General features: G+C 36.6%; 31 protein-coding genes. 2 read left to right on the forward strand and 29 right to left on the reverse strand.

The window, feature by feature from the left end; genetic code table 11:
• Positions 1-23 precede the first annotated feature (23 nt).
• Positions 24-365 carry a TfoX/Sxy family protein gene (locus AAGF08_RS19305; RefSeq protein WP_343513047.1) on the reverse strand — a complete coding sequence of 114 codons (342 nt, stop codon included), beginning with the start codon at positions 363-365 and terminating at the stop codon, positions 24-26.
• Positions 366-408: 43 nt separating this feature from the next.
• Here AAGF08_RS19305 and AAGF08_RS19310 point away from each other — a divergent pair, with 43 nt between their 5' ends.
• Positions 409-717 carry a hypothetical protein gene (locus AAGF08_RS19310; protein WP_343513048.1) on the forward strand — a complete coding sequence of 103 codons (309 nt, stop codon included), beginning with the start codon at positions 409-411 and terminating at the stop codon, positions 715-717.
• A gap of 42 nt (positions 718-759) precedes the next feature.
• Here the strand turns inward: AAGF08_RS19310 and AAGF08_RS19315 are convergent, their stop codons facing one another.
• Together AAGF08_RS19315 and AAGF08_RS19320 are read right to left on the reverse strand one after the other, a co-directional pair.
• On the reverse strand, positions 760-1272 hold the full coding sequence (locus AAGF08_RS19315) for an SRPBCC family protein (RefSeq protein ID WP_343513049.1): 513 nt from the start codon (positions 1270-1272) through the stop codon (positions 760-762).
• 7 nt (positions 1273-1279) lie between these two features.
• Entirely contained in the window at positions 1280-1645 is a 366-nt protein-coding gene (locus AAGF08_RS19320; protein ID WP_343513050.1) for a nuclear transport factor 2 family protein, read from the reverse strand.
• 105 nt (positions 1646-1750) lie between these two features.
• Here AAGF08_RS19320 and AAGF08_RS19325 point away from each other — a divergent pair, with 105 nt between their 5' ends.
• Positions 1751-2167 carry a helix-turn-helix domain-containing protein gene (locus tag AAGF08_RS19325; RefSeq protein WP_343513051.1) on the forward strand — a complete coding sequence of 139 codons (417 nt, stop codon included), beginning with the start codon at positions 1751-1753 and terminating at the stop codon, positions 2165-2167.
• Between the two features lie 64 nt (positions 2168-2231).
• On the opposite strand, the gene AAGF08_RS19330 is transcribed toward AAGF08_RS19325, so the two are convergent.
• From AAGF08_RS19330 to AAGF08_RS19455, 26 genes are all read right to left on the reverse strand, one after another.
• Positions 2232-2612 (reverse strand): hypothetical protein, encoded by a 381-nt coding sequence (locus AAGF08_RS19330; RefSeq protein WP_343513052.1) that lies wholly within the window; start codon positions 2610-2612, stop codon positions 2232-2234.
• Between the two features lie 13 nt (positions 2613-2625).
• A complete protein-coding gene (locus AAGF08_RS19335; protein WP_343513053.1) occupies positions 2626-2991 on the reverse strand; it encodes a nuclear transport factor 2 family protein in 366 nt (121 codons plus the stop codon).
• 101 nt (positions 2992-3092) lie between these two features.
• Entirely contained in the window at positions 3093-3875 is a 783-nt protein-coding gene (locus tag AAGF08_RS19340; protein ID WP_343513054.1) for a sigma-70 family RNA polymerase sigma factor, read from the reverse strand.
• A gap of 171 nt (positions 3876-4046) precedes the next feature.
• On the reverse strand, positions 4047-4523 hold the full coding sequence (locus AAGF08_RS19345; protein WP_343513055.1) for a nuclear transport factor 2 family protein: 477 nt from the start codon (positions 4521-4523) through the stop codon (positions 4047-4049).
• Between the two features lie 118 nt (positions 4524-4641).
• Positions 4642-5706, reverse strand: a complete 1065-nt coding sequence (gene rsgA / locus AAGF08_RS19350) for a ribosome small subunit-dependent GTPase A (protein ID WP_343513056.1) — start codon at positions 5704-5706, stop codon at positions 4642-4644.
• 156 nt (positions 5707-5862) lie between these two features.
• Positions 5863-6543 (reverse strand): hypothetical protein, encoded by a 681-nt coding sequence (locus tag AAGF08_RS19355; RefSeq protein WP_343513058.1) that lies wholly within the window; start codon positions 6541-6543, stop codon positions 5863-5865.
• Between the two features lie 295 nt (positions 6544-6838).
• Positions 6839-7246: a DUF6326 family protein gene (locus AAGF08_RS19360; RefSeq protein WP_343513059.1), complete on the reverse strand. Its 408-nt coding sequence runs from the start codon at positions 7244-7246 to the stop codon at positions 6839-6841.
• 592 nt (positions 7247-7838) lie between these two features.
• On the reverse strand, positions 7839-8417 hold the full coding sequence (locus AAGF08_RS19365; protein ID WP_343513060.1) for a YdeI/OmpD-associated family protein: 579 nt from the start codon (positions 8415-8417) through the stop codon (positions 7839-7841).
• Between the two features lie 374 nt (positions 8418-8791).
• Positions 8792-9538, reverse strand: coding sequence for a DUF6090 family protein (locus tag AAGF08_RS19370; protein ID WP_343513061.1), 747 nt, complete (start codon positions 9536-9538; stop codon positions 8792-8794).
• 216 nt (positions 9539-9754) lie between these two features.
• Complete coding sequence (locus AAGF08_RS19375) at positions 9755-10546, reverse strand: hypothetical protein (protein ID WP_343513062.1); 792 nt, start codon at positions 10544-10546, stop codon at positions 9755-9757.
• Positions 10547-11129: 583 nt separating this feature from the next.
• Positions 11130-12050, reverse strand: a complete 921-nt coding sequence (locus AAGF08_RS19380) for an alpha/beta hydrolase (protein ID WP_343513063.1) — start codon at positions 12048-12050, stop codon at positions 11130-11132.
• Positions 12051-12389: 339 nt separating this feature from the next.
• Entirely contained in the window at positions 12390-13151 is a 762-nt protein-coding gene (locus AAGF08_RS19385; protein ID WP_343513064.1) for a DUF6090 family protein, read from the reverse strand.
• Positions 13148-14233 (reverse strand): hypothetical protein, encoded by a 1086-nt coding sequence (locus AAGF08_RS19390; RefSeq protein WP_343513065.1) that lies wholly within the window; start codon positions 14231-14233, stop codon positions 13148-13150. The genes AAGF08_RS19385 and AAGF08_RS19390 overlap by 4 nt, the downstream gene beginning before the upstream one ends.
• A gap of 103 nt (positions 14234-14336) precedes the next feature.
• On the reverse strand, positions 14337-15224 hold the full coding sequence (locus AAGF08_RS19395; RefSeq protein ID WP_343513066.1) for an alpha/beta hydrolase: 888 nt from the start codon (positions 15222-15224) through the stop codon (positions 14337-14339).
• A gap of 254 nt (positions 15225-15478) precedes the next feature.
• Positions 15479-16021 (reverse strand): hypothetical protein, encoded by a 543-nt coding sequence (locus AAGF08_RS19400; RefSeq protein ID WP_343513067.1) that lies wholly within the window; start codon positions 16019-16021, stop codon positions 15479-15481.
• 452 nt (positions 16022-16473) lie between these two features.
• A complete protein-coding gene (locus AAGF08_RS19405; RefSeq protein WP_343513068.1) occupies positions 16474-16803 on the reverse strand; it encodes a hypothetical protein in 330 nt (109 codons plus the stop codon).
• A 12-nt stretch (positions 16804-16815) separates the two neighbouring features.
• A complete protein-coding gene (locus tag AAGF08_RS19410; RefSeq protein ID WP_343513069.1) occupies positions 16816-17469 on the reverse strand; it encodes an SCO family protein in 654 nt (217 codons plus the stop codon).
• 11 nt (positions 17470-17480) lie between these two features.
• Positions 17481-18362: a YHYH protein gene (locus AAGF08_RS19415; protein ID WP_343513070.1), complete on the reverse strand. Its 882-nt coding sequence runs from the start codon at positions 18360-18362 to the stop codon at positions 17481-17483.
• Positions 18363-18405: 43 nt separating this feature from the next.
• Positions 18406-19029, reverse strand: a complete 624-nt coding sequence (locus AAGF08_RS19420) for a membrane-binding protein (RefSeq protein WP_343513072.1) — start codon at positions 19027-19029, stop codon at positions 18406-18408.
• A gap of 96 nt (positions 19030-19125) precedes the next feature.
• Entirely contained in the window at positions 19126-19923 is a 798-nt protein-coding gene (locus AAGF08_RS19425) for a YHYH protein (RefSeq protein ID WP_343513074.1), read from the reverse strand.
• A 307-nt stretch (positions 19924-20230) separates the two neighbouring features.
• Positions 20231-20728 carry a hypothetical protein gene (locus AAGF08_RS19430; protein WP_343513075.1) on the reverse strand — a complete coding sequence of 166 codons (498 nt, stop codon included), beginning with the start codon at positions 20726-20728 and terminating at the stop codon, positions 20231-20233.
• Entirely contained in the window at positions 20718-20993 is a 276-nt protein-coding gene (locus AAGF08_RS19435) for a hypothetical protein (RefSeq protein WP_343513076.1), read from the reverse strand. The genes AAGF08_RS19430 and AAGF08_RS19435 overlap by 11 nt, the downstream gene beginning before the upstream one ends.
• A gap of 115 nt (positions 20994-21108) precedes the next feature.
• Positions 21109-21690, reverse strand: a complete 582-nt coding sequence (locus AAGF08_RS19440) for an RNA polymerase sigma factor (RefSeq protein WP_343513077.1) — start codon at positions 21688-21690, stop codon at positions 21109-21111.
• Positions 21691-22067: 377 nt separating this feature from the next.
• Complete coding sequence (locus tag AAGF08_RS19445; RefSeq protein ID WP_343513079.1) at positions 22068-24227, reverse strand: prolyl oligopeptidase family serine peptidase; 2160 nt, start codon at positions 24225-24227, stop codon at positions 22068-22070.
• A 341-nt stretch (positions 24228-24568) separates the two neighbouring features.
• The gene (locus tag AAGF08_RS19450; protein WP_343513080.1) at positions 24569-25606 is read right to left on the reverse strand and encodes a DUF6090 family protein; all 1038 of its coding nucleotides are present in this window, start codon (positions 25604-25606) and stop codon (positions 24569-24571) included.
• 9 nt (positions 25607-25615) lie between these two features.
• A complete protein-coding gene (locus tag AAGF08_RS19455; RefSeq protein WP_343513081.1) occupies positions 25616-26650 on the reverse strand; it encodes a DUF6090 family protein in 1035 nt (344 codons plus the stop codon).
• Positions 26651-26661: the final 11 nt, after the last annotated feature.

A 26661-nucleotide genomic window follows, 5' to 3' on the forward strand; every position in this document is an offset into this window, starting at 1 on the left:
GAATACCTTGTTGTAGGTAGTTCTTAACTTATTTCTCTATTAAAATATAATGCCTTTTCTATCCAAAAATCAAGGTCATCTTCTGCGTCAAAGCCTTCGGGTTCAACGAATAGAAATCCCCGCATTACTTTACCGGTAAAATCCATTTCGCGGCTTCCCTTTTTAAAAATTAATTGATCATGTGACGCTTTCCCAACACGCACCATCAATCTGTCATTTCCGTTTTTTTTATCAATGTCTAAACCAATGCACATTTTGTGATTTACCATAAAAATGAGGCCTCCCATCATTTTCTTTTCTTCAGTCACATTTACCTTGGATAATCGTTGCCTGACCCGATCAGCCAGATATTCACTGTAAGCCATAATTCATTTTCGTTTAAGGTTTTGTAATACCAGTATTAAACTAATGGGTAGGAGAGAAAATAATCCAAAGGCAATTTTCCCGGTTAAAAATATTATGATGGAGGATGCCCCAAAAGTAAAAGTCAAGATGGAGGCACCAATTTTTCTGGTTTTTGAAAAAATGAAAAGAATCGTCCCAATGAGCTGTATTAGACCAAATGCAATTAGCATCTTATCACTCATGCCCACTTTACTGAAAAACTCCATTTCTTCAGGCATGAGCGATATCTTAGCTGCTCCCGCACTCAATCCCAATATTGCTATCAGAGTTATCAATACTATTTTTATAATCTTCATTCTAATATTTCAATGATGGGTAAAATTTTTGAACTACCGATTTTAGCGAACTCATTGATCAATTTTTAATTGCTTTTCCTGTTTCAACATAGCTTTTAATGGATTGAAGTGCCTTTAACCGATTTTTTTTCTGATCCATTCTGATCATCGGATTCATGAACCATCCCAAAATATTAATGGGCCTATGAAAAAAAGTAAATATGAACTCGGTTTTATTTTTGTTGATTTCAAGCAGTTCCATTTTAGCACCTACATCACTCAGAATCTTACCCATACCGAAACTGTCCTCATTAATTTTGAAAGTAACGCTCTTATTTTCTATTTCTTCTGTCCTTACTTCATTATACCATCCTTGTCGCTTTTCAGAGAACTTCGCAAATACTTTTCTCTTCGACCCAATTCCTTCAACAGTTTGTTCAGGAAGCAGTTCTACTTCTATTTTTGTTACAGGTGGCCCCCACGATTCCATAGCTTTAGAATCCTGAATTAATGTCCACAATTTAGATATGGGAGCATCAATGATTATAGAATCAATTCCTTGAACGTTTGGTTCTTTCTCGAAATACCTCATGAAAGTACTATTTTGATTCTCTTCTGAACTCCTCAGCATCATAATATACTTTGATACTTTGAATTTTCCCTTCTTTCGTTTCATACCATTCACTCATGTCTAAGGTGATAGTTTTCCCTGTGGGCATTTCTACATCAATCTCCACTTGAGTGATTACGTAATTGTCAACCTCTACAGCTTTTTTCATTCTGTTGCCTCTTACCATAGACATAAAGCCTTCGTTTAATTCGATAAAAGCGTCTAGACCACTTACTTGTGCTGCTGGACCGGTAAAGGTGATCTCATCGGCAATAAATTCTTTCCAAGAATCTGTCCCAGAAGCCATTCCTCCTCCAAATCCGTCGTGTACAATTTGCATTGGTGATTTTTCCATCTTATTAAAATTTTGATTTATAATTTAACTTGTAAAAACGAAGCTAAATTACATATTAACTTTGAAAAAGCAAGTTAAAATGTAAAAATTTCCTAAATTTGAATTATGGAAGTGCGGTCACATTGCCCTATTAATTATACTTTAGAACACTTTGGAGACAGGTGGTCTTTTCTCATTATTCGAGATTTAATGTTTAAGGGTAAAAGGCATTACAACGAGTTTTTGGAAGCTGGAGAAAAAGTTTCAACAAGTGTATTGGGCGATAGGTTGAAAAAGCTTGAGGAAATGGGTATCATATCCAAAGGAGAGGATACCGTTAAGAAATCAAGAATTCGTTATAGTCTAACTCAAAAGGGAATTGATCTTCTCCCCATTTTATTGGAAATGATTATTTGGGGAGGGCTAAATGATGATTTGACAGAATCACCAAAGGAATTTATGGATCAAGCCATCAATCATAAAGAATCGCTGGTTAGTGAAATGAGGCAAAAACTGATAACTGAGCATTTATCAAATTATTAATTCCCGCAAGTAGAAAAAGCGAGGTAATGCCCCGCTTTTTTAAATAGGTGTGATCCTTGAAATACTAAGAAGAAATTTTGTCTTTAAAATTGACAACTTTCGGTTTTGCTTTTGAAGAGTCAATTTCAAATCCGTCTGACTTTAAAAGTTCCGATTGCAGTTCAACATCAGAAGCGACAAGTTCTCCTTTGCCATTTAATACTTTATAGGCACCTGAGTTTTTTTCCTCCATCATGTTTCTTAGCAGCTTCAAACTAGTTTTTGGACAAGCTGTCGTTACCCCTAGTTGATATGCTATTGATTCACGGAGCATTGGAATTGTAGTTAGTTTTCCTTTTGGAATTTTAGCCAGTTCATTCCTTAGGGTTTCCTCTGAGGGTAAAACCATATCTCCAATGCCCAAGTACTTTTCTAATCCTACAGGTATTTTTTGAATTTTGTCCATAACGCTATATTTTTTAATTGATTCCAAATTCTTTTCTAAACTCTTGTGCGTCATAGTGCACTTTAACCGACTTGATTTTACCGTCTTCAATTTCATAAAACTCAGCCATGTCCAGTGTTATAATATTACCTGTTGGAGTAGCGACTTTTATTTCTACCTCAGTAGCTACAAGCTTTTCATTTGCTACATAGCGTTTCAATTCAGCTCCACGAACCATACCAAAGAAATCTTCAGTGATTTTAATATATTCTGATTTTCCCGCTGCTTTTGCTGCAGGTCCGGTGAATGTTACTTCATCTGCAAGAAGACTTTTCCAAGTTTCATTTTGTTGTTGCATTGATTGAGCGTATGCTCCCCAAGTTTGTTCTGCATTTTTCATTTTCTTAGCTTTTTAAGTGTATAATTATCTCCCTTTTTTGTGGGCATCTATTACTTATACAATTCAGCAGAAATTTTTGAACGGGAAAACTGAAATTATTTTTATGAAGTTGCTTTTTCAACCCATGAAGGGATATTTTCTAGAAAAAAAGTATGCAGTTCACTTGACCCCTGTAGAGGATCCGTTTCTTTAACAAGTTTCATTCTTAGATCAAGAAGTTTATCCTGATCGCTTGTTGATGATAGTTTTAATTCTTTTGCTTTAATATGAGCATCCTGTTTTGGGTTGAATATTCCATTTAAGGCTGTGCATTGATTACAAATACCATTCTTATTAATAAGAGCGCATCTGTTATCAAATATTCTCTTAAGGTTTTTTCTGGCATCGGCAATGCCGTGTTTAACTTTCCCTTCGCTTAACCCGGTAATTTCAATGATTTCCTCTTGTTTAAACCCATATACATCCTTGAGTAAAAGACAGATTTGTTGGGTTAATTCTAGAGTTTTGGTAATACAGGTAAAACAGTAATTGAGATGTTCCTTCATCTCAAAACGTGCGTCAGGAGTTGAATTGAAAACTTTGCCAATTTCCTCCATCCTTTCAGGACTGTTTGAATGATACACTTGACAAACGGTTAAATCATTTTCACCCCATCGTTTCATTTTTACCAGGTAGTTCTTACCTGTATTTATAGCGATGGTGAATACCCATGTTTTTAAACTTGCTTTTTCGGGTTGATATGAATCAAGGTTGGACAATGCCTTGATGTATGTGTCCTGTGTCAGATCTTCTGCATCCTGTTTATTAGCTACAAGACGATATAGAAAAGAGGTTAATTCACCACTGAAACTAATAAATTCAGATTGAAATATTTCTTGTCTCATGATTCGTTTCTTTTTTATATTATTTACAACGATTTTCTAGTATGGCAAGTAGCGTGTAAATACAAGATTACCTTTCAGTTTAACTTTTAAGTTTTAATAAACCGAATCTTTCGGTTTAGCCTATTCTAGCTATTTGCTATACTAGATGTTGGGCATAGTATTTTATTTAGATTAGTTCTGTGGAACTGAAGCATGAATTTGAACAATTTTCCAGGCATTATTTCTTTTCTCTAGAACACCTGTAATTCTAATATCCTTCATTTGTACATTTTCATTATTAATAGTTAACGTCCAATCACTTACATCCGCAAACCAAGCCACATTGCTATTCTGACTTAGATAGACATTCATATTTTTAGAGTTGATTTTGGCTTTATCAAATGCCTCAAATTGAGTTATGTGATTATTTCTCCATTCTGTCCAACTATTGTGGATGTCGGATATGTTAGTACCGAAGCTTAGCATATTTTCATCATGAGCCATTATTTCTGACATTAGGTTTATATCCTTATTTTCAAAAGACTGATATAATCGGTTAACTGCTTCAGTCACATCTGATTTTTCAGTTTCCGAATCAACTTTAGGAGAACATGAAAGGAAAAGACACAAAATTGATAAGTTAATGAAAAGTAAAATTTTAGTTTTCATATTATTGATATTCGTTATGTGAATTATGCACTATTATGCCCAACTTCTTTATTTGCACCATAAAATGGCGTTAATCTCCTCTATTTTCGTAGCTAATCGCCACAGAAGCTTGTTGGGCTTAGTATTTTTTGTAATTACTTTTTTTATAGTTCTTTACCATTTTTCCAAAATCCTTTTCTTTTTTTCGTTTTTCTGCAACAGTTGATTCAAAATGCTCTTTTTCTCTTACCATTTTGATGAAGTTTTCGAATGACGATTTGTCAATTTCACCTTTTTCAACAGCTGATAAAACCGCGCAGTTAATTTCGGTAGTATGAGTACAATCTTTGAATTTACAGTCTTTGGACAGCTCAATAATTTTACTAAAGGTTATTTCTAATCCATCATTAGAATCTGCGATTCCAACTTCTCTCATTCCCGGATTGTCTATTAGAATCCCACCATTTTCAAGGACTATTAATTCACGATGACTAGTAACGTGTCGACCTTTATTTGTACTTGAACTTATCGTATTGGTTTTCATTAATTGCTTTTCCAATAAGTTGTTCAATAGGGTAGACTTTCCTACTCCTGATGAACCTAACAAACAATAGGTTTTGCTCTTTTCAAGAGTCTCTTCGAGTTTTTCAAACCCTTTTTTAGACGTGTTACTAATAGGGATTATCGGTACCTGTTTCGCCCTTTCTTGAACTTTACTAACCAGCTCTGATAATTCATTATCATTTATCAGATCAATTTTATTGAGTATAATAATTGGATTTACTTTGGACGTATTACAAATAGTTAAATATCGTTCGATCCTGTTTATGTTAAAATCTCTGTCGACAGCTTGTATAATGAAAGCATAATCAATATTTGTTGCTATGATTTGCTTTTCCCCATGTTTGCCCACGGCTTGCCTTTCAATAATTGTTTTTCTTGGGAAGACAGATTGAATCAGTGCTTTATTGTTGTCATATTCGGAGATAGCTACCCAGTCACCAACTGCAGGGAAATCAGACCTATTGTTTGCAGTGAAACGCAAGTTTCCGATTATTTCACTATCATATTCTTGCTCAGGAGTTTTTACAATATACCTTTCTTTATGTTCTGAGGTAACACGTCCAACACCAAAGGAATCAAGGTTATGGTTCTTTCTGTATTTTTCTAATTCTAAATTATATCCTAAATCCTCAAGTGTCATTTCTTTTCCTCAGTATTAAGCATAACGACCAGCTATGATATGTTCTACACTTTTAAAGTGGTCCGATATTTCATTTCAGAAGATACTGTTCATATTGAGCTGGTATGTTTGTCGATAACGCTTAGCATGTCAGTAATGCGTAGAGCTAGAGATGCACTACTTATATGCTTTGTTGGCGGTAGTTAATAATTGATTTAGCTCTTTAAGTTTTTTTAAGTTCTCTTCATATCCTTTTAGCTTCTGGGTTAAAAGAGCGTCATACCCAATGACAATATTTTCAAATTCAGGACTTTCTTGAAAATTATCATGGAGGGAAGAAAAATCGCTGAACCTTATATTCCTAAAGAAAAAAGGTGTTACATATTCATTTACGTAGTCAGATAGAATACTCTCTAGTTGAGACGTAGTTTGATAAGAATTATATGTATCTATTAATTTCTCTCTATATTCTAAATCACTAATTAGTTTAAATTCTCCTGATTCAGTAATGCTTTCCATTGTTACTAAAGATGGATGAAAGTCAGATAATGCCATCATACTGGCTGATAGGTTTTTAATTCTATCATCTTCATAATTTTTTGAAAGAAGAACTTGCTTTAAGGTATCAATATCATTTTTTGTTTTAAGTGCAAATTCTAAAGCTGAAGCAAGGGCTAATTCGTTATCGATATTTTCTTCATGGAAACTTTTCAAATAGTCTCTTTCCTGCGCATTTGTTTTATTAGATTCATTGAAATTATTAAGCTGGAAAGCTATTGTGATACCAATTATTACAATGAGAAGGTCAATTAGTTTTGATTTCCAATCAATGTCCAATTTCCATTTTAATTTTTTCATTCAATACTATATTTGGTACGTATTATTGCCTGCGGCATTCCTTGTATGGTATTATTTTACTTTCCAGTAAGGCGCGCCACACTATACCTATTGTAGGCGTGTCGTTTTCAATTTAATAAACTTTTTCAAGTAGTATGTCTTGACCATTTCAATACAAAAGAATTAATTATGACTAAAATTATAAGTTCAATGATATTGAATATGAAGAAGAAAATTTCCCATTTATTCCCAAAACTGGATGTAAAAAATAGAACTGAAATAATAGCATATTAGAATAATAAGAATATTAAATCATTTATTTAATTGATTTAGGCCATTTCCAGGCATTCCAAACGATAATCGCGGTTATAATACTCTCGAGAAATGCATAAATCACATAGAATAAGTGCCAATCATGTGTTGAATAAATGCCTATTGCGACCATCATTAAAGTAAATATGGAGCCAAAAACAATATTCAATATTCTATTTAAAGTAGGTTTGAGTAAAATTGATCCCGCTACCATTATTGAAGGAATTGCCATAACGATGGATGCAATTAGCAGTTTAATTGGGCTATCTAAATTGTTGTTCCCTGAAATGAGGCTTTCTACTTTATCAGGGGTGTATAATTGAAAATAATCACCATATATGTAGAAGAATAAAGCAGAAGTCCATAACGCTGCAAGCTTGATTTTTATATTGATTTTTGGATTTTCTAACATACTATTTGAGTTAAGTTATTGAATCATTTCTATTTTTTCAGTTTTGGATTTTTTTTTGGAAAAGGATTAAGACCTAATGTATACTATTTAAATAGTAGATCATTTTATTTTAGGTATATCCTTTAAATATCTAATGCGCTAAGAAATGCATAGTAACGGTTGGTATTTGAGGTGTAACCAGCTTTTGCTGTGCATAAACTTCATGTAAAATGTCATGGCCAGCTTTTTTTAATTAGTCAAAATTGAAAAAATAAATCAAAGGTATTTGGCTATTTTACCACTCTGAAAATTTATTATCATACTTTGGGAATGAACAAATTTCAACAAATCATTTAATCCAATTATTAAAATTGAATATCTGAATTCAATCCGATTCTTTCTTCATAATCGATTTACTTTTAGAAACAACCAATAAGGCAATTCCTGAAATTATAGCTATAAAACCACCTAAAGAACTTGAATAACCTTCTTAATTTGTAAAATGCTCAAACAACATATAAGCTCCCAAAAAATAGCTATCAGTGACATAATTTGTAATATTCTGGATTTAGACATTTGATATTGTTTTTTAAGATGCACGCCAACATGTTTTTTAGCTCCCTTTTAGTTTCTCTCCTTTCCCAGATAATTCTACAAGCTGATTAATTCTGTTACTTCTTGTTTTTTCTGTCTTTGCTAATTTCAACCATCTCAAAACGAATCTTTTACTTGAGTCATTAATTGCATGAAAAAAGTCTAGCGCTTCTTTATTTTTGGAAAGAGCATTCAATAAATCTTTAGGTACAATCAAATTATCAACATCATCCATAAAATCCCATAGTCCGCTAGCTTTTGATTCTTCTATGGATTTAAATCCGGAAACATGCATTTTTCCATCTTTAATAAGTTTTACTGCACGTTCTTTATAGGTTTTGGCCCAATGCTCTACTTTTCTCGGTGAAATTAATTGCATTGTTTTATTGTCATCAAGCTTTCTCCTAATCCCATCTATCCAACCGAAACAAATTAATTCATCTAGAACATCCCATCTCGAAACGTATTTATCTGCTTCACTTTTTTTAAAGGTGACCAACCAAAAACTTTTGGAACTCTTATAATTCTGAAGTAACCAATTTCTTAATTCTTTGGAGGAGGTTATTTCAACTTTTTCAAATTTTTCAGTTTCTATCATTTTTCAAACGAGCCTAATGGACAAGTATATGAAAAGCAGGGGTTTTTTTGAGCTGTACCAAATTCACCTTTCTCTTTGTGATGTGTTTATTTAATAATTGCTCTTGCTATGTCAGGACTTTTACCAGTATTACTTATGGTTCCCATAATATAATCCGGTTCTTAAGTACAAAACCAAGAAGAACATATCTCAAAATACCAGATCATCCGTTTCTATGAAGCCTAAAAGTTCAGTTCTTGGATCTATCGTGAGCAAAAGACTGAAGGATATGAATGTCCGATAATCAATCCGTCCGATCTTCTCTCTACTGACAAAGAAAAATGCTTGAAAATGAAGGCTTGGTTATTTAGGAAAGCGCCTTTGTTCGGCTTTCGTTATTTTTTTAATTCTTGCTCAATTAGTTCTACAATTTCTAAATTATTTATTCTAATAACCTTTAGTTCTTCCATATAAATGTACGCGTAGTAAATCATTTGTTGGTTATAATTTTCAAATAGTGGATCATTAAATAATCCAACGAAATTAGATAGGTGCTTGCTTCCGTTCCTACTGGGTGATTTTTCACCTAATTCTCTTGCTTGGACATAGCTATTTATCAATCGAACATAAGGGTCTGTACCGTAACTTCTAAGAAGTTCAACTTCTTCATAAGAATCAATAACCAAGTCCTCCCAACTAAATAATAATTTTGTTAACCGCTCACCATTAATTAAATGAATATCTCCTGACGATATAGCAGAACGCAAGGCCCCATTAATTGGACTAAAACTATATCCATATCCACCATGTCCCAAGTTTTCTTTAAACACTGTATTGTCTGTGACATAATTTATAGAATCAATGAGATTTCTTGATTTCATAAATTTCATAATACTTTCTTCTTGGTGGTAATATACAGTATCTAATCTGCTAAGATTCTCTTCAAAATCCGTCTTTAAGGCTAATAATACTTTCTGTTTTTGATTGGTGTTTACTATATCATTTCTCCATTCATTCAATTGAATGGCTAATAAAATTCCAATAACCACAAGGATTATCTCACCAAAAGCATACTTTAAATACTTTCCAGTTTTATTTTTTCCCAAAAGGTTATAGCGAATTTTTCTAAAGAAATTTATCATCAAAAGTTAGTTTTTCTAAGGAAAGAATATTAATTGAATTTGGGAATTCTGAAAATGAAGCACAACGTGTTCGTGTATGGCTTGTTAGGTTGGCGAGAACCGAGTTAATAAAAGAAACCGAACCAGAGGAAAATCCGTGAGTCCCGATAGCTATCGGGATTCATAAGTAGTCGAGGACAAGAAATTACTTATAGCAATTGATATCATCATTTGTTTTTAGTTCGTTGTGGTTTTTCTTTTCAAGAAAGATAGGATTAAAACAGCTAGAACAATTAATAATGTGACAAGAAAAGCAGCATATTCATTAATTGAACCGATGAACTCAGTTAAGGATACCATTTTATCTGCTCCTTCGATTATCTGACCTATGTAGCCATTAACAAAAAAAAGCACGCAAACTAAAAGCCATGGCCAACCCGACTTCCATTGGTTTAAAAATAGTACCAGTCCAAAAGCAACACTTATGTAAGTTGCAGTAATACCTGCAGTTTCAAAACGATAAAAAGTTTCCGGGCCTTCAATTTTATATTCTGGCACAAAGCTTATTAAGGTGAAAAAAAGAGCTATTCCGAAAAACAAGAGAGATGTACTCATCAGAAAGTGGCCGTGTAGGATTCTGTTCTTTCGAAAAAGGAATCCTAAAAAAATAAGCATAGCCACTTCTATTGCAGGAAATATATTCTGAATCACAAGCATATCAGCTTCACCACGGGCAGCTGATTTAGATGCTGAGTGTACAGATAGCAGCACCAAGGTTGCTATGAGTATCGGTCCTACAACAAAAATTGATTTACCTAATTTTCTGTGTGACGAATACTTTCCTAATTCTATATATACCAGTTGTATTAATAGTAGCCCTAGCCAAATGAAGGTTGTCAGGACATGTAAGTTTTGATAAAAAGTCGGGTTTGAATCAAGACCAAAATAGATATTCCAGAAACCAGCAATACTAACCAAGATTACTATTAACAGAAATGCACTATTGATATTGTTCCTTTTAATTCGCATGATATTCTAATCGGCTTCATTCAATAAATTTCCACTAACTTTTGAGTTTATGATGACTGCGGTTTTCGAAGTGTGTTCTTGTTCCATGTCATGAACGAAATTAAGAAAACTAAACTTCAGACGGCTCGTCACCAGCAGCTCTCATGAACTTTTTTTATGTACGCCAGTTCCTTAGTCCTTGCCTAATAGTTTCTCAACTTTTTCTAATGTTAATACAATCGGCTTATGCTATCTCACCAATTTCTCTTTTTTCACATGGAATACAATACTTGTCTTTTCCAAAGCTTTTTATCGTGAGAATTGCTTAATCATTTATTTCTATCAATGTAAGTTTGTCAATTGCTTTCATTCTCTTTTCAATGTTAAAAGCGATGTCCTATTGTCAAAAATATCGATTTGTATAAATACGCCTATATTTCAATCAATGATCGGCAATACTCTAATATAGGATTCATATATTTCTTCCATATCAATGACAATACAGAGACTATGGTGCAAGACGAACTAAGGCAGTAGGAAATTGTGAGTAAGTCTGGCCACAAGAACTGACTGCGAGGAAAGTGCTCGAATTGTGATGACAATTTCATTCTGTTTTTATGAATCTTCGGATTGCTTCAGTCATCAAATCCGGCTCTGTAAACATTGGAAGATGACCGGACTTTTCAAGTATTAGAAGCTTTTTATTATGAATAGTAATATCGTCCCTATTAATAATTTTTTCCGCATCATAATACGGCACATTTGTATCTAAACGGCCTGTCATGAAGAGTATTGGATTAGAAATTATTAGATTATCGCTAAAAGTTAGGCTGTCAAATTCAGCTTGGAAGTAAGGTGCATTGCGTGCCTCATTGCGAGCAGACCGAAACGGATTTCCCGGTGCAAACAATGCATAGTTCAACAAGTTTTTTATAGTTACAGGGTTTATAGGATATTTGCTTTCCTTTGCAATCTTTTTAAATCGAGTGTTTATCTTTTTTACAGTTTCAATACTATCCTTCTTGCAATCGTACATATCAGGTTGGCATGTAAACCCTGTTACGAGATAGTCATAGTTTTTAATATATCCTTCATCAACCCACTGCTCAAGAAATTCGATTGTAAGTTTCTTCTGATATTTGGCTTGCAACTTTCTATTAAACGCACCTGAAATCATAATAGCCCCATCTACATTCTGATCAAATTCTTTATTACTCAAGTACTGAAGAGCTATACTTCCTCCATAACTATAACCCACTAAATATATATTCGCCTTATCATTATCTTTTTTGATGGTTAAGATGATTCTATTTAAGTCAATTGCATGTTGCTGCAAATTAAACGTGGAAATATCAGGATCACCTTTAGCATTACCAGACCCTCGCTGATCATAGAAAACTATCTTATATTCTTTCTCAAGCTTTTTAAAAAAAGGAAACACATAATGATACATGATACCATCACCCGCAGGACCTCCGGCAATAATGATCAAATAATTATTTGAATCCGATTTTCCTTTTGTCATCACCGGCAAAAGTGCTCCATCTGATTCAAGATATTTAACTCGATTAGAACAACTTATCAGAATTAGGCAAATAGACACCCCGTAGAAACAGATATATAGAAAACGAGATGTAAAAAGCTGCATCAGTGGGTTAATATTCTTTTGTTTAGCTTATGTAAGTAACCGATTTTTATAATTACTGATTTTTTCATAATTATGGCGCACAACGGTCTAGAATAAGCGTCAGTAATAGATTTAAAGTTAATGTTTTTCGGTTAAGCACGGATGTTAGCAATTGCGAGTGGATTCGACTAGGTCCGAATCCACCCGCAATTGGGATTATACATTCTTGTGCTTTCGTTATTTATTTTTGATGGTTTCTATTAATCTAGTTGCTCTTTGCTTCAGTTCTAAAAAATTCTTGCGTTGTAACCAATCAAATCCAATTGAAGTTTCTAATTCTGCTCCAAACTGTTTATCATTATTTGCCAACTCTGCAAGCTTCTCCATTGTGACTTCAGTATAGACACCAATACCTAATCTCTCCTTTGATTCTATGATCCTCAGGTAGATAGCCATTTGATTCAATTGTTCGGACTCTTTTAAATCGTCTATTCGTGCATAATACTGTTGTATTTCCCTGGATAATGCCTTATCAACAATCGTATAGAACTCACCTGTATTTAAAAGTTCAGTGAAAGTTGCTCTATTCACGTCGAATGTTGGCGATATTGACAAATTGGCATTCGGATTATCAATACTATCCAATAAATATTCAAGATTTGATTTGTCATACCAAAGGATAGCTTCTGGCTTATTATTCCGTTTCATAATGTCATTAATAATGGCGATGCGCGTCTCAGCTCTCATTATAATTTCATCCATGGCATCAATTTCACTCTCAATATCACTTGTTAAACTAGTTAACCTGCTTTCAATTCTGTTTTGAGTTAATCTATCCTGATTCCAATTATTGATACCAAGGGCTAATAAAATTCCAATTACAACCAGTATTATCTCTCCAATCGCATATTTCAAATACCTGCCTGTCGGCCAGGCAATCTTTCCAGTTTTACCTTCTGAAAGTAAGTTTTGTCTAATTTTTCTGAAGAATTTGATCATTGATTTTTAGTTCGTGTATCCACCTTAACCCACTCCGTGATTCCACGACTATTGTGAAATATTTTTAACTTATTTTTTTGCGCATGATCAAAATAAAAAATAGTACGGGTCCATTCTCTTGCAAACCAGGGTTTTTCTGCATGCAAAGATAGTAAAGGCCCTTGAGTGATATTGTCATCTGTCTTGTAGTATAGGTCCTTGTCTTTAAGAAATACTTCAATGGTTTTACTGTTAAGTATATTTTTCTGGCCATAGCTTTGTGTATAGTGACCAATAAATTGTTCTGCATCTATTTCACTTGCTACGCTGGTTGTTCTTATTTCTTTAGGCAATGGTCTTGCCTTATCGCCCAACAATTCATCAATCATAATGTAGGTCTGCATAATCTCCTGATTGTAACCGGTGTATTCCCATACCATGGTAGATACAGACCCAAGCATTGAATTCATTTGATTTTTAAATTTTGGATGGTTCAGTATAAAATCAATTTGAGCTTCACTGCGCTCACTTTTATAATTATCTATGGCATACCAAGGTTGGTAATCGCTAAGGTAGTATTCGTATTGCCTGAAAATATCTTCAGAATTCTTGTTGTACGTGGTGAATGTTGCTTTTCTGTTGATGTGATTATAGTCTAAAATCCTTATAAGTTCATCATACCTATCTGGTACAATATCTAGGTTGGCCTTTAATTGCTCGTATCCACTACTTTGTATATGAAAGGTCATCCACCAATTGGTAACAAAACTTAGACTAAATGGACCACCTATTGGGGTAGCCCTAATGTCATCAGGAGTAAGACTATCGCTCATCATTCTGTCGTATATAGAGTCTTTTCTCATGTAGTTCCCTATCAAGTATTCGGAATTATGTATATCCTGCAAGAGGTCATTTTGTATTTTAACCAAAATAGAATCTATCTTTTGCTGTTGTGAATATTCCTGGTTCTTTGTATTTATCCATAAGGCAATCAAAATACCAATAACCACCAAAACAATTTCCCCAATGGCATATAGTATGTATTTGCTGAATTTGTTTTCAGTTAATAGTTTTTGACGAATTTTTCTAAAGAATTTTATCATGTATTATTGGTTGGTTCTATTAAAGCACAATGGTCTTAATGAAAACAGTTTTAATGACGTTTATTTTTTGTTAGGCATTGTTTACGATATCCAACATCAATATTTAGTTCTTTAATTGGTCTTTAAAGAAAAATGCTGCTTTATCCATAGTCCATCCAAACCATTCTTTATAAAACCAAAATGGATGAGGAGCATCTGGAATTAATATGAGTTCAGAATACACACCAAGTTTGCCTAATTTCTCAACGGCTATCAATGATTGTACATATGGTACATCATTGTCATTAGAGCTATGAATTAATAACATAGGAGGCGAATCTTTATCGAAATATGAAATGGGCGATGCGGACTGCCATAAAGCTTCATTTGATACATATGGTTTACCCAGCCATTTAATGGCTAATTCATTTTCTGAAAATGTTGTAAGATCAATAGATGGTGCTAATCCAACTACTGCCTGAACCTTAAAATCTTCCTTATCGTTGGTTGGATTCAGCGAATTTACATTACTTGAAACTCCAAGTAATACAGCTAAGTGCGCTCCCGAAGATCCTCCAATTGCTCCAATAGAAGACTTTTTAAAATTATATTTTTCAGCGTTGAGTTTAACCCATCTGACTGCTGACTTAGTATCCAGAACTGCAGCAGGAAATGTAGATTCATCAGATGCTCGGTACTCAATGCAAACTGTGGCAAATCCTCGCAAAGCCAATGCTGCAGCTATAAATCCTACACCTTCTTTATCTCCCATTGTCCAGCCGCCTCCTCGGATTACTATTATTGTCGCCAATTTTTCGTCCCCTGAATTACTCGGTCGATATATATCAAGAAGTAATTCGCGATCCTGATAATTGACATAGGCAATATCCGTTTGAACCTCTACACCATCCGGTATAGCTCGTGAAATTCGGGTTCGTTCCTGAGCTAAGGTCTTGGTCTGGTAAATGAATAAGGATATAAAAATTGGTAATAGGAAATTCGTTCTGTTCATTCAGTAACTATGTCTAAAAGAATTATGCCTAATGCTCAGGTTAAAAGTAGGTGAGCATTAAAATCCGATTCACTGTACGCTATAATTAAAGTTAATCATTTTCAATTTAGTACTTTACGTTAGCTTACTTTAAGCCTATGTTGGTGGTCGTTTTCATTCAGTGAGTATTTTTTGAATTACGCTATTTTGATCACTATTTTTCTGAAGGAACTTATCATTATATAACTACAGCTTACTCAACCTATGTTACACCACTAAATCTCACCAGTTGGTTCAGTCGGATAAAAGTCTCTAAGGTATTCCCCAATGGGTGCTAGTCCTTCATTTATCCAGGCAACCATTTCTCCATTTACTTGCGGTAGCAAGGATACTTCCACGATAAGCATTACAACGAGTCCTACCCAGTACACAGGATGCACATTTTTGTGTGTAATTTTGTCATAAATAATTCCAATTATGATGAATAAACTGCAACCCAGCACACCGACAGGTAATGACATAGGGTGGAATCCACTCAGGTGAAAAATTAAGCGAAAGAAACCGGCTCCTAGTCCAATTGAACTTGCAACAATAATCAACCGCTTATGGGATTGAAGGCGGTTCTTAATGGCCATGTACATGCCAGCAGAATAGAAGGTAACGAACAGTACCAGATTAGAAAGTACCAAAGGTCCATATAGCAACCAGATTCGTGGTCCCCCGTTGCGCATGGCTTCTTCTACCCTTACGGAAAGTACTAAAATTCCTGTCAGGGTCATCAACAAAACTAAAATGACACTGAATCGCCCCAATATCATGTGGAGTACATTTTTTCTCCTCGCAATCAATATTGCCTGAATAGGGAACAATAGGTACCAAAGGAAAAAAGACCAACCATGCAGATGCAAGACCATTCCGGATGATGGATACGAAGCACGAATAATAGGCCCGAAATAAGTGAAAGAGAAACCAGTAAATCCAATTGCACTTATCAATATGGTGAGTGCCGAATAAAAGAGATTATCTCGTTTACTATGCTTTCTTTCAATTTTCATTTTCAACGATCAAATATTAGTTGTCAAAATTATCTTTATGGGTTAACTGCCTTCTTCCAGTACGTCATTGTTAACTTAGCTGAGTTTTAAATTACCGCTAACTCCCAGATGTGGCACGTGCCCCAAGGTTTTCAAATATCGGTATTAATTCTTTGTTGCGTTTCACTGTCAGATTACTCAGGTGAGGCATGTGACATATCATTTGTCAGAGGCTTTTAATTTCGCCCGTCTCTTGGAGGCCTTTGCTTTTTTTGCATCTCTTTGAATTTCACCAGTTGTTCTTCTGTGAGAGTTGCTTCTAATTCTTTTCCCATTTTTTGTCTGGTAGCTTGTGCTTTTGAGCGGTCCTTTAAATCAGCTTCATACTTTTTATGTATCTCCGTCCATTGCTGCACTTGCTGCTCTGTCAAACTCAATACTTCCGTAGCTTTCTTAATTATTTCTCCAGAAGATGGAGGAGTTGGTCGCTGACCACCGCCCTGTCCTTGCGCCCATGAAAGTGATGCTATCATTAGAACTGCAGATAAGAATATTAACTTTTTCATAATTGTTTTTATTTAAATTTCTGATTTTAATGTATTAATGTCTGCGATCAACTGATTGACAGAGGTTTTATTTAGTCCGTTGTAGATGCCTCGTATATATCTATTCTGATCGATTAGAATAAAGTTTTCTGAATGAATAAAGTCATCAGGATCTTTTTCTAAACCCAGATCTTCCTCCACGAAATACTGGTTTCTGCCCAGATCGTAAATCTGAGCACGGTCACCTGTTAAAAGATACCATTTGCTGTCCACTACTCCCTTAGCATCAGCATATTCCCTGAGAATTGTTACATTATCAAATTCTGGAGTGACCGAATGTGAGAGAATGAGAAGTTCATCATCGTTGATAAATTCCTCTTGAATGATGGACATATTGCTAGTCATTTTAGGGCAAATACCCGGACAAGAGGTAAAGAAAAAATCAACTACATAAATTTTCCCCTCCACATCTTTTTGGGTAACAGTTTTACCTTGTTGATTCTGTAAATTGAAAGGAGGGATTTTGTGAAAATCAACGGGTACATCTGCTTGTGATCCGAACCATTTTGGTGTAAAAGTGGCTTCGTTATAGTAGGGTAGTACATCCACCCTGCTGGTTTTCTTAAGTTTAGTGTCACATCCTATCAAAACTGTAAGGAAACCTGTGATTAAAATTAGTTTATTCATTTGCTTAGTATCTAAAGAATGCTTGTCGGAGAACCCATAAAATCTCCACCAAATAGGACGATGAGATCCCCCAAGTAATATTCATTTATAATGTGGTAATGATAGAACTCCCTGCCCTCGCTGTGTTGCGTGGCTCCCAAGTGCCCACCTGATACGTCTAAATCGCTTGGGTAGGAGCCATCCATCTCTTTACGGCCATAAATCAAAAAACCATCAGCCATGATCCCTACCAATTTTTCATCATCATGTGAAAGCATAGTGTTTTCTGGGACATCTGATGACTCTACGTGATAGTGATACCCGGAAGGGCCGACGTGACCTCCTGCATAGTCAAACGTTTCTGCAATCTTTTCTTCCAATGGTCTGTTGGGGCCTTCGGAATCATTGAAAATAGGCACACCTGTTACAGAGATACCAACAGGTCCAAGACTTGTAGCCGTGCTCCGTATTGCCAAACCAGGTGCAGCAAGAACAGTAAGTGTCAAACTTCGGTCTCGATGACTACCTATTCGTCCCGGTGTTTGAGCTATTGCAATAAGTGGTTTCATGTATAGCGAATCTGTTTCTTGCCAATATGGTGTAGTGTGATTAGGGAAACCTGTTGATTCAATCGTAATAAAGTCACCATCGAATGAAATAGTTACTGAATTGGCATTAAACTCCTCAAAAGCAGACAAAGGAGTTGCTTCTCCGGAGGCAGTGGGAACAGATTCATATTGCATCCTACCACCTTCTGGTCGTTCACCTCCTCTTTCAGGTGGTCTTCTTTCACCAACGCTTTGCTCCTCATCTTTTTCTTGATGCCCATTTTTCCCTAATCCGCTGCAGGCGCTAACCAACAATACTACAAAGACCATCAATATTGCCTTTTTGAAAATCCTATTTTTTGCCATGGTATAATTTTTTTATGTTTAGCAACATCCAGAAATAAAGATGTTACTCAATCAGTTTGATCTCCTCATCCTCCAGTGAGTAACACAGAGTTGATTTTTTCAGCCCAAAAATTCTCCCATTTCTGGCTTCATAGTTGGCATATAGGTCACCATTTGTTCTAAAAGCTTGTTGCAGTCCTTCCTCTTTTCCCATATTAAGGTGTAGTACCTTAAATAGCTCACCAGTCGGATACCATTTCTTTTGTTCCCCATGGGCCTTACCGTTTTGAAAAGTATAGTGTGCAATTAAGATGTGTGCTGAGTCTTGCGACCATACTTTCTTGTCTCCATGCAATTTCCCCTCATGGTAGCTTGAAATGTTTTTATAATGGCCATCCTCATACCATTGTATAGTTTCGTTTTGTTTTTTTCCGTTTGCGATACCAATCTTCTCTTTCAAACTATTGTCGGGGTAGTAACTTACCGCAGATCCAGAAAAAGGTAGTCCGTTCTGAAGCCAAAGAGATGTTTTATGATCGTATGTCAAATCGGACTTTGCGGCAATAATTTCAGGCACTATCAATTCAATTGTACCATCAGTTCTTTGAGAATGATTTTTTTGCTTTTCAGCACAACATGTCAGTAGAAAAACCCCCAGTATTAGGGGCCCAAAAGTCGTTTTTTTCATGAGATAAAGATTTTAGCATTCTTGATAGGACTAAAAAATCAATCATCTTACATTTTTATAAAATGTAAGATGATCCTGATTAGTACATGATCCACACTACATGATGCTGCTCGGAGTGCCTTGCAAATTGCCACCAAACAATATTATGTAGGAGTTTATATAGTATTCGTTAATGATATGATAATGGTAAAATTCTGCTCCATCACTGTGTTGTGTTGACGAGGTGTGCCCTCCGGATACATCTAAGTCAGATGGATGGTCAGCTAAAGAATTACATTTTCTTCCATAGATTAAAAATCCGTCTGCCATGATCCCAACCAACTTTTCATCATCAAATGATAGTGTCGTATTTTCTGGCACATCAGCAGCTTCAAGGTGATAATGATAACCCCCAGGACCATTATGAGCACCTGCATAGTCAAGACCAGTGGCTGTAGGTAAATCAAAAGGCCTATTTGGACCTTCCTCGTCGTTAAATATTGGTGGTCCTGCTACTGAAATTCCAATAGGACCTAGACCCGTAGAAGAACTGGAGGACGCTATTTCTGGGTAAAGAGAAACTGTTACCGTATAACTGCGCTCAGCAATAAATCCAGGAGTAGTATGGTCTCCAAAGTTCTGCTCTATGTGCAAAGGATTCGTGTCATCCCAATACGGAGAGGTATGATTTGGCAAACCATTAGATTCGATGGTTACTTCATCACCGTCAAAAGAAACTGTAACACCATCAGAATTGAATTCGTCAAAAGCGGAGAGAGGTGTTGCTATTCCATTTGAGCTATCAATGTCATCCGGTAAATTATCATCTTTTTCACATGAGAAAAGTATACAAGAGACAAGCAAGATTGTTGCTCCTCCCAAAAGTAATTGACTATTAGAGTGATTCATTTTCATTGTCTAAATTTTAAAGTTCTTTGATTTAGACGGAGAATGCTCAACAATCCCTCGCTTGAAAAAAGGAATTTTTTGGAAAGTATGGATTTCAGGATAGTAAACATGACAATCACTCCCTGAGCGAAAATGACATTTGTCGACTAAATGAACTCTTGATTCATTAGCAAGAATGCCTTACACCTAAGTGAAATTGGTAGGAGTGGCTTAAACCATGAAAGTACCCTAAGAGAAGGAGTTCAGTGGTTCATGATAATCTCAGTTTTAGGAATGTTTTTGCTATGACAAGAAAAAATCGATTATTCTACGGTCATCGTTCAATTGGCGGAAGCCTGTCATTGCCCCGATTCGGTGGTGGAGGCGTGTTTGACTGACGTATCAATACCTGCAACATATCTTCAATCACTAATTCAAAATTCTTTTTTTGGGACGAGTCTAAGAGATTTTTTAATTCACTAAAATGCGAATAGGTGACTTCAAGTTTTTGTTTTTCAAGGTTCAAAATATTATCCCGTATTTCGCTAGATTCCGCATCATCCATCAATGTCTCAAAATAAGATTTAACTAAGGATGATTGTTTTCCTTCGAGGGTTTTCATCTGTTCTCTGTGCTCTTTGGCCAATTCTTCATACTTAGTTCGCTGGCCAGGGGTCAACATCAATTCTTCACTTATTCTCTGAAACAGCTCACTTTGAGGGCGTTCTTTTTTTAGAGGTAATGTCGGTTTGGCTACAAGCAAATACGCAAGAAAAGCGTTGAGGACTACCATGACCACAAGGCCTATTTTAAGCATTTTGTTAGTTGTCATCTGCATAGATATTGTAGTCAGAAATTATTTCCTCGTAAATGTTATCATTTGTTGAGATTTCTTGTCTTGTTGAGGTCAACATAAAGATATTGCTCGCAACAATCAATGCTATGGAAGCTGCTATCGCCACCCATTGTCTGTTTGGGCGAGTTCTTTCTTGCTCATCGTGGATACGGTTGAGGATTTTGTCAAATGTATCATGAGGCGGTTTTGCCCTCGATTTAGGATTAACGCTTTCGATAACTTTGTCTTTCCAGTCTTTCATCTGAAATTAATTTTACGTTTATGAACCCCATAAGGCGGGATAACCTCGTCACTTTTATTTCTTTGTATAATAAATCTCGTCATACTCGGATTATTCCTTTTGACGTTTTTTAACATTATTTCCCTCGCTCGGGAAACATTTTTTCTAATTCTTTTTTCAAGTTGTTTTTGGCGCGCTTCAACAATGATTCTACTGCTTTCCGCGAGATTTGCATTATTTCAGCCACTTCCTTTTGCCCTAACCCTTCTATCTGAGTCAGGATAAAGATAGTTCTTTGATTTTCCGGAATTGTGTCTATCACCTGAAAAAGAAGCCTGGCATCCTCCTTTTGCTCCATCTTGATTCCGGGATGGATAAAATCGGTCTGTTCGATTGCCAATTCACCCGAATCCTTTTTGTACAATGAGGTAAATAACCCAAAACGCTTTTGACTGTTCTTTTTTCTCAAAAAATCGAGGCTTTTATTCACTGCGATTCGATAAATCCAAGTGCTGACTGATGCGTCTTTTCGAAAAGTGCTTGCGGAATTGTAGATGGTCACAAATATATCTTGCAGAAGTTCCTCAGCATCTTCTCGGTTCTTTGTATAACTTAAAACCGTATTGAAAACTTTTGTTGAGTAGGAATCATAAAGTTTTTTCAGAGCAGTTTCACTTCCCTGGGTTATTTCTTTAATCCATAGGTTTTCATCTTGCATATAATAAACCCGAAGGAGATATACTGACTAAAATTAAATTAAGTACTTGATTATAAAGTTGTTAAAAAAAAGCTTTCTTGGGTTCATTTTTGCCTTTTTTAAGCGTTTCAATTACACGCCTACATAGGAAATCAAATTGGAAAAGCTGAAATGGCTACCTTTCATCAGTCCTGCGATTTTACGTCCAAATCTGCCCAATTACCGCTAACACCCAGATATGGCACTTGCCGCTGGGCTTTCAAATATCGGTATTAATTCTTTGTTGCGTTTCACTGTCAGATAACTCAGGTGAGGCATGTGGTATATCGTTTGTTATGCGGCGTTCTAAAATCTGCCTGGTATTCCTCAACGCCTTGCAACAAGACCCCTTCAAACATCTACTTATCCGGCTCACCTAGGTGTCGGTCAAAGTATTCGATCATCTTGCCAAATAAGTAGCGATCGTAATATTGCTCACGGCTCCATCCATGCGTCGCCCCTGGTGCAAAAGCAAAATCGAAGTCCTTGCCCTGTTTGATCAGTTCTTCAGCTAACACAGCTATCGTCTTGAATGGCACCACATGGTCTTGCATGCCATGGATGAACAGGAGTTTGTCCTCCAAATTGCTGGCATATTTGAGGGCTTTTCTTTCGAAGATCTCTGGGTGTGTCTGTGGGGTACGAACAATCGCAACGTCGTCCGTGCCAAAGAACAGCGGGTCAACAGCCGCCGCTGCAGCAACACCGACCTGGAATAAGCCCGGCTTCATCAACAGCGAATATACGGAGAGTGTGCCGCCGTAACTGCTGCCCCAGATGCCGATGCGATCGGGGTCGACATAATCCAGTGACTCCATATAGGCAACCGCACTCGCATAATCCTCAATGTCCTGGTCGGCAAAGCCCAGTAGGAATTCTTCACGGAATGCACGGCCATAACCGTTGCTACCGCGTGAATCCACCTGCACGATAATATATCCCTTCTTGGCCAACAGATGCTGTACGAGGCTGTAGTTGCCGGCCCAGCGGTTTCTCGCAGTATTCGAATACACGGGCCCAAAGAGCACTGGATACTTCTTGCCGGGCTGCATGTTGGTAGGTTTCAGAATCCTGGCATGCAGCGTGTATTCATCTACAAGACTTGGAAAACTAACGTATTCCGCAGCTGCCCAGGTTCGCTCCGTAAAAGAGGGCAACGGCGACTGGGTTACTCGCGTAGCGTCACCACCCTCACTGCTAACCACGTAAAGTTCGGACGGTGATGTGTCGTTGCTGTGCATGAACACCAAATGTCGGCCATCCGGTGAGGGGTAGCCAACGTTCTGTCCAGAAAGATGTGTTACCTGCTCGGGATCGCCACCGGATATTTTCAGTCGATACACATGTTGTTCGTACGGATTAACGCCGTTTCCTTCATAAAACAGTGCATCACCAGCAATACTTGGGGTGGACAGCACATCGTAGGATGGATCTGTCAGGAGCTGCGGACGATCTCTAGACGGTGAGGCATCGATCGAATAAAGGCCGTAGCGATCACCCATATCGCTTAGGAAAACGACCTTCTCTCCATCCGGGTGCCAGGTAGATCCAAAGGATGTGTACATGCGGCTTTCTCGAACACCTCGCCAAATCTCACTCAGTTGGCTTTCTCCGGGTGCAACGACGAACAACTTGCGTTCAACCGCCGTGTCGGATGCGATATCCACCAGCAGCGCACCGTCCGGTGACCAATTGAAGTCGATAACCTGATTGGCCTGCGGGTCTGGCAAATCGAGGTATGTGATGTTACCGCTTTCTACATCGAGCAGCGCAACTCTACGAATCTCGTTTGGATCGCCCGGGTAACTTCGGCGTACCTCGTTGGGATTGGTTTCGGCAGCGAGGTAATCTGGGAAAGGTACTTTTCTCATCTCGCGTCGGTCAACAACGTGAATCGCGATTGTCTTGCCATCCGGCGACCACTTGTAAGTTGGCCCACTCCAGATGCCTGGACCAATTTCACGTTCCGGTCGGCTGTAGCGCCCCTTCGGTAAGCTCGAGAGAGGGACGATGCCGATCTTGGTGAGCTGGCGATTTTGTTTGGAAGTGAAGTCAGCAAGCCACAAGTCACCGTTCCGTATATACGCTGCTTGCTTGCCGTTTGGCGATATTGACAGGTTACTTGCATCTGCCTGGACGGGCATTAGCTGGAGGTCGATTCCTTGGCTCAGCGATGTCTGCCATAGGTTGTTACCTCGTAGGCTGACGATTGTGTTCGCGTCGGTCCAGACAATATCGCGTACGGATGCGGATGTCGTATTGGAACTGAGGCTCACTTCCTTCCCATCGCTTGTGGATACCCAGAGGCTACGCCCAGGATTTCCTGGTTCACTCCATGAAAAGGCGAAGTGCTCACTGTTCGGTGCCCACACAGGCTGGGACGGAGTTGTTCCTGTCAGTTTTGGCGTTGCGAACAAGTCATCAAGCGTGAGCTCAGCTTCCTGTGCTGTGACTGTTGCTGAAATCGCCATTAGTAAGCCTACCACTACCCATGTTTGCCAAAAAGAGATCTGTTTCATGTGTTTAAATTTGTCTTTAAGCAGTCAAAACTTGTCCCGAACACGATTCGGGATGGAATACTCTCCTGCGGCAGTTAGGTCGCACGTTTTCCCCGATCCATCGGGGCATCCCAGTGTGTGTCGCTTCCGTCGTGCTCGATTTCATGTTTTTGCTTTAGTAAGGTCTAGTAAAATAATCTAATATTGCTCAAATAGCGCTCTCGTCATTGAAGTATACGATTTCTGAAGGTCTTCCAAGTCTGATTTTTTGGTTTTCTCATCACCTCTTTCTGGAGCATAAGGGTCTATTATATGAAGCGTAGCGGTGTTTAGCCACTATGATTTCATACACATTATTGTGCTTATTTTATTTTTTTAAACTTGATAGTTCTATTTGAAACAAAAAGGGTAATTCCAGAAACAACATTGGCTTCATCTCGCTCAAATTTCAACTTTAATTTGTCCCCTTGGTCATAGAGTAAAATCAAAGATTCAAATTCATCTGGTGCAATCATGTAGTATGATCTATTAGTTTTAAGAAGAGAACTGTATGCCATGATATAGTTGTTCTCAATAGTGATGCTCAGGAAGTCATTGTCTTGAAGTTTTTCGTTAATAAGTTTTTGATAGGTACCTAAATACTCTTCCAATTGTTGCGGAGGTGTATATTTTCCATGGTGTTTATCAATGCTGACAGATAATTTTTTCATATTTTCTATCACTTTCTTATACCTTTTTAATACGTATTCTCGCCTTTTTTTTACCGATTGTAAATAACCGATCAGTTCTTTTTGATTATGGACGTCTAATAATGGTTTGGTGGCACTGATTATCTGTCCATTATCGTCGAATTCCATAAAGGGGTACAACTTTTTAATTAACCCACTATAGTTTGTGAAGGCAAGTTCTTCAGCCTGTTTAGCTGTGTTATTTTCAATAATGGTATAATAATAATCATAGAGTTCAACAATTTGAAAGCGCAAAGAGTCATTGGAAATGGTTTTTAAACCACTTGACTTTAAGGACTCGTACCCTGACTTATTTATAACTGGAGAATAATCTCCAAAAAGCGAAGGGTAGTAAAAGTTAAGAGAATCCAGACTCACTTCGTTTTTAGAAATGTAATTGATAAAATATTCTCCAGCATTGATAGCCTTTTTATTGCTATAAACATTTCCTTCAAAATCACTTAGATCCCTCCAAATTCCATTTCTTATTTCAGATAATATTTTTTGTTCTGAAATCTTGTTATTCTTTGCATCATTCCAATTATTTACTTGTAAAGCCAGCAAAATACCAATCATGACAAGTGCTATTTCTCCAATAGCGTATAGTATATACTTGCCAAACTTATTTTCAGAAAGTAGTTTTTGTCTAATTTTTCTAAAGAATTTTATCATGTTTTATTTCTAGTCGTCAATTCTTTTATATAAAACCGATTCACTATCATTCCTTTGAAATAAGACCTTGGTATCAGAACCACCATCGGTGTTAAACTTAAATTTAGCATTCCAATTTATCACATGAAAATTGGAACTGTCTATTTGAACAAGCATATCTGTTCTTCCTGAGGGCAACTGAAGAATTAGATTTTCATTATTATAGCTGAAGTTGATAGTATTAAAATATGCATTATCGTTAGTGTAGGTGCCAATAAATTCTTTGAACAATTCTTTTTCTGGTATTAATTCACTAAAATTAAATTGAAACAACACCCTATTTAAATCATTGAGCAACTGTTTTTGGTGTATTACCCTGATTGTTTCCCATCTTGTTCTTTCAATAAGGTAAGCTAAAAATGTCTCATTTTTATAAAGTTTATCCACAGCCAATGATTTATCCTTAGCCGAATATTTTTTTTTATAACCAAGTGCTTGTCGTGTAGTTCTTTCACTTAAAGGAGGCAAGAAGTCTTTGGATGCAGACATCATTAAATTAAAAAGGTCATCAGCTTTTGACTCGTCTTCAAATCCAGCATTGTAACGTGAGGAAAAGTTAGCCAGGGCATTCAATAATTCCTGATTTTGAATAATAGATGTTTTGCCTGAACCTATTAGGGCATTGTAAGTTCCCATGACCGCTTCTACCTTATACCATGAGAATGCACCACGATTAATTTTAAATGCAATCGTGTCCGGATTTATTGTGTAATCTTTTGTTTCTATGGCATCGATTAGGTCACGACAATTTAAAATGACCTTTTCTTCTCTTTCTAAAGTTCGAAGTATTTTTGCTCTTGTTGCTATAAAATCTTTTTCGATGCCAGAAAGAATAACAACTTCCTCTTCTCTTTGTTTCCGCAATTCATTGCTATTGTTTATTTGCAAAGCCAATAAAATACCAATCATTACAAGGACGATTTCACCGATTGCATAAAGCAGATACTTGCTGAAATTATTTTCAGAGAGTAATTTTTCCCTAATTTTTCTAAAGAATTTTATCATTGGTTAGCGGT

The sequence above is a fragment of the Algoriphagus sp. SE2 genome, assembly GCF_039563885.1.
Taxonomy (GTDB): domain Bacteria; phylum Bacteroidota; class Bacteroidia; order Cytophagales; family Cyclobacteriaceae; genus Algoriphagus.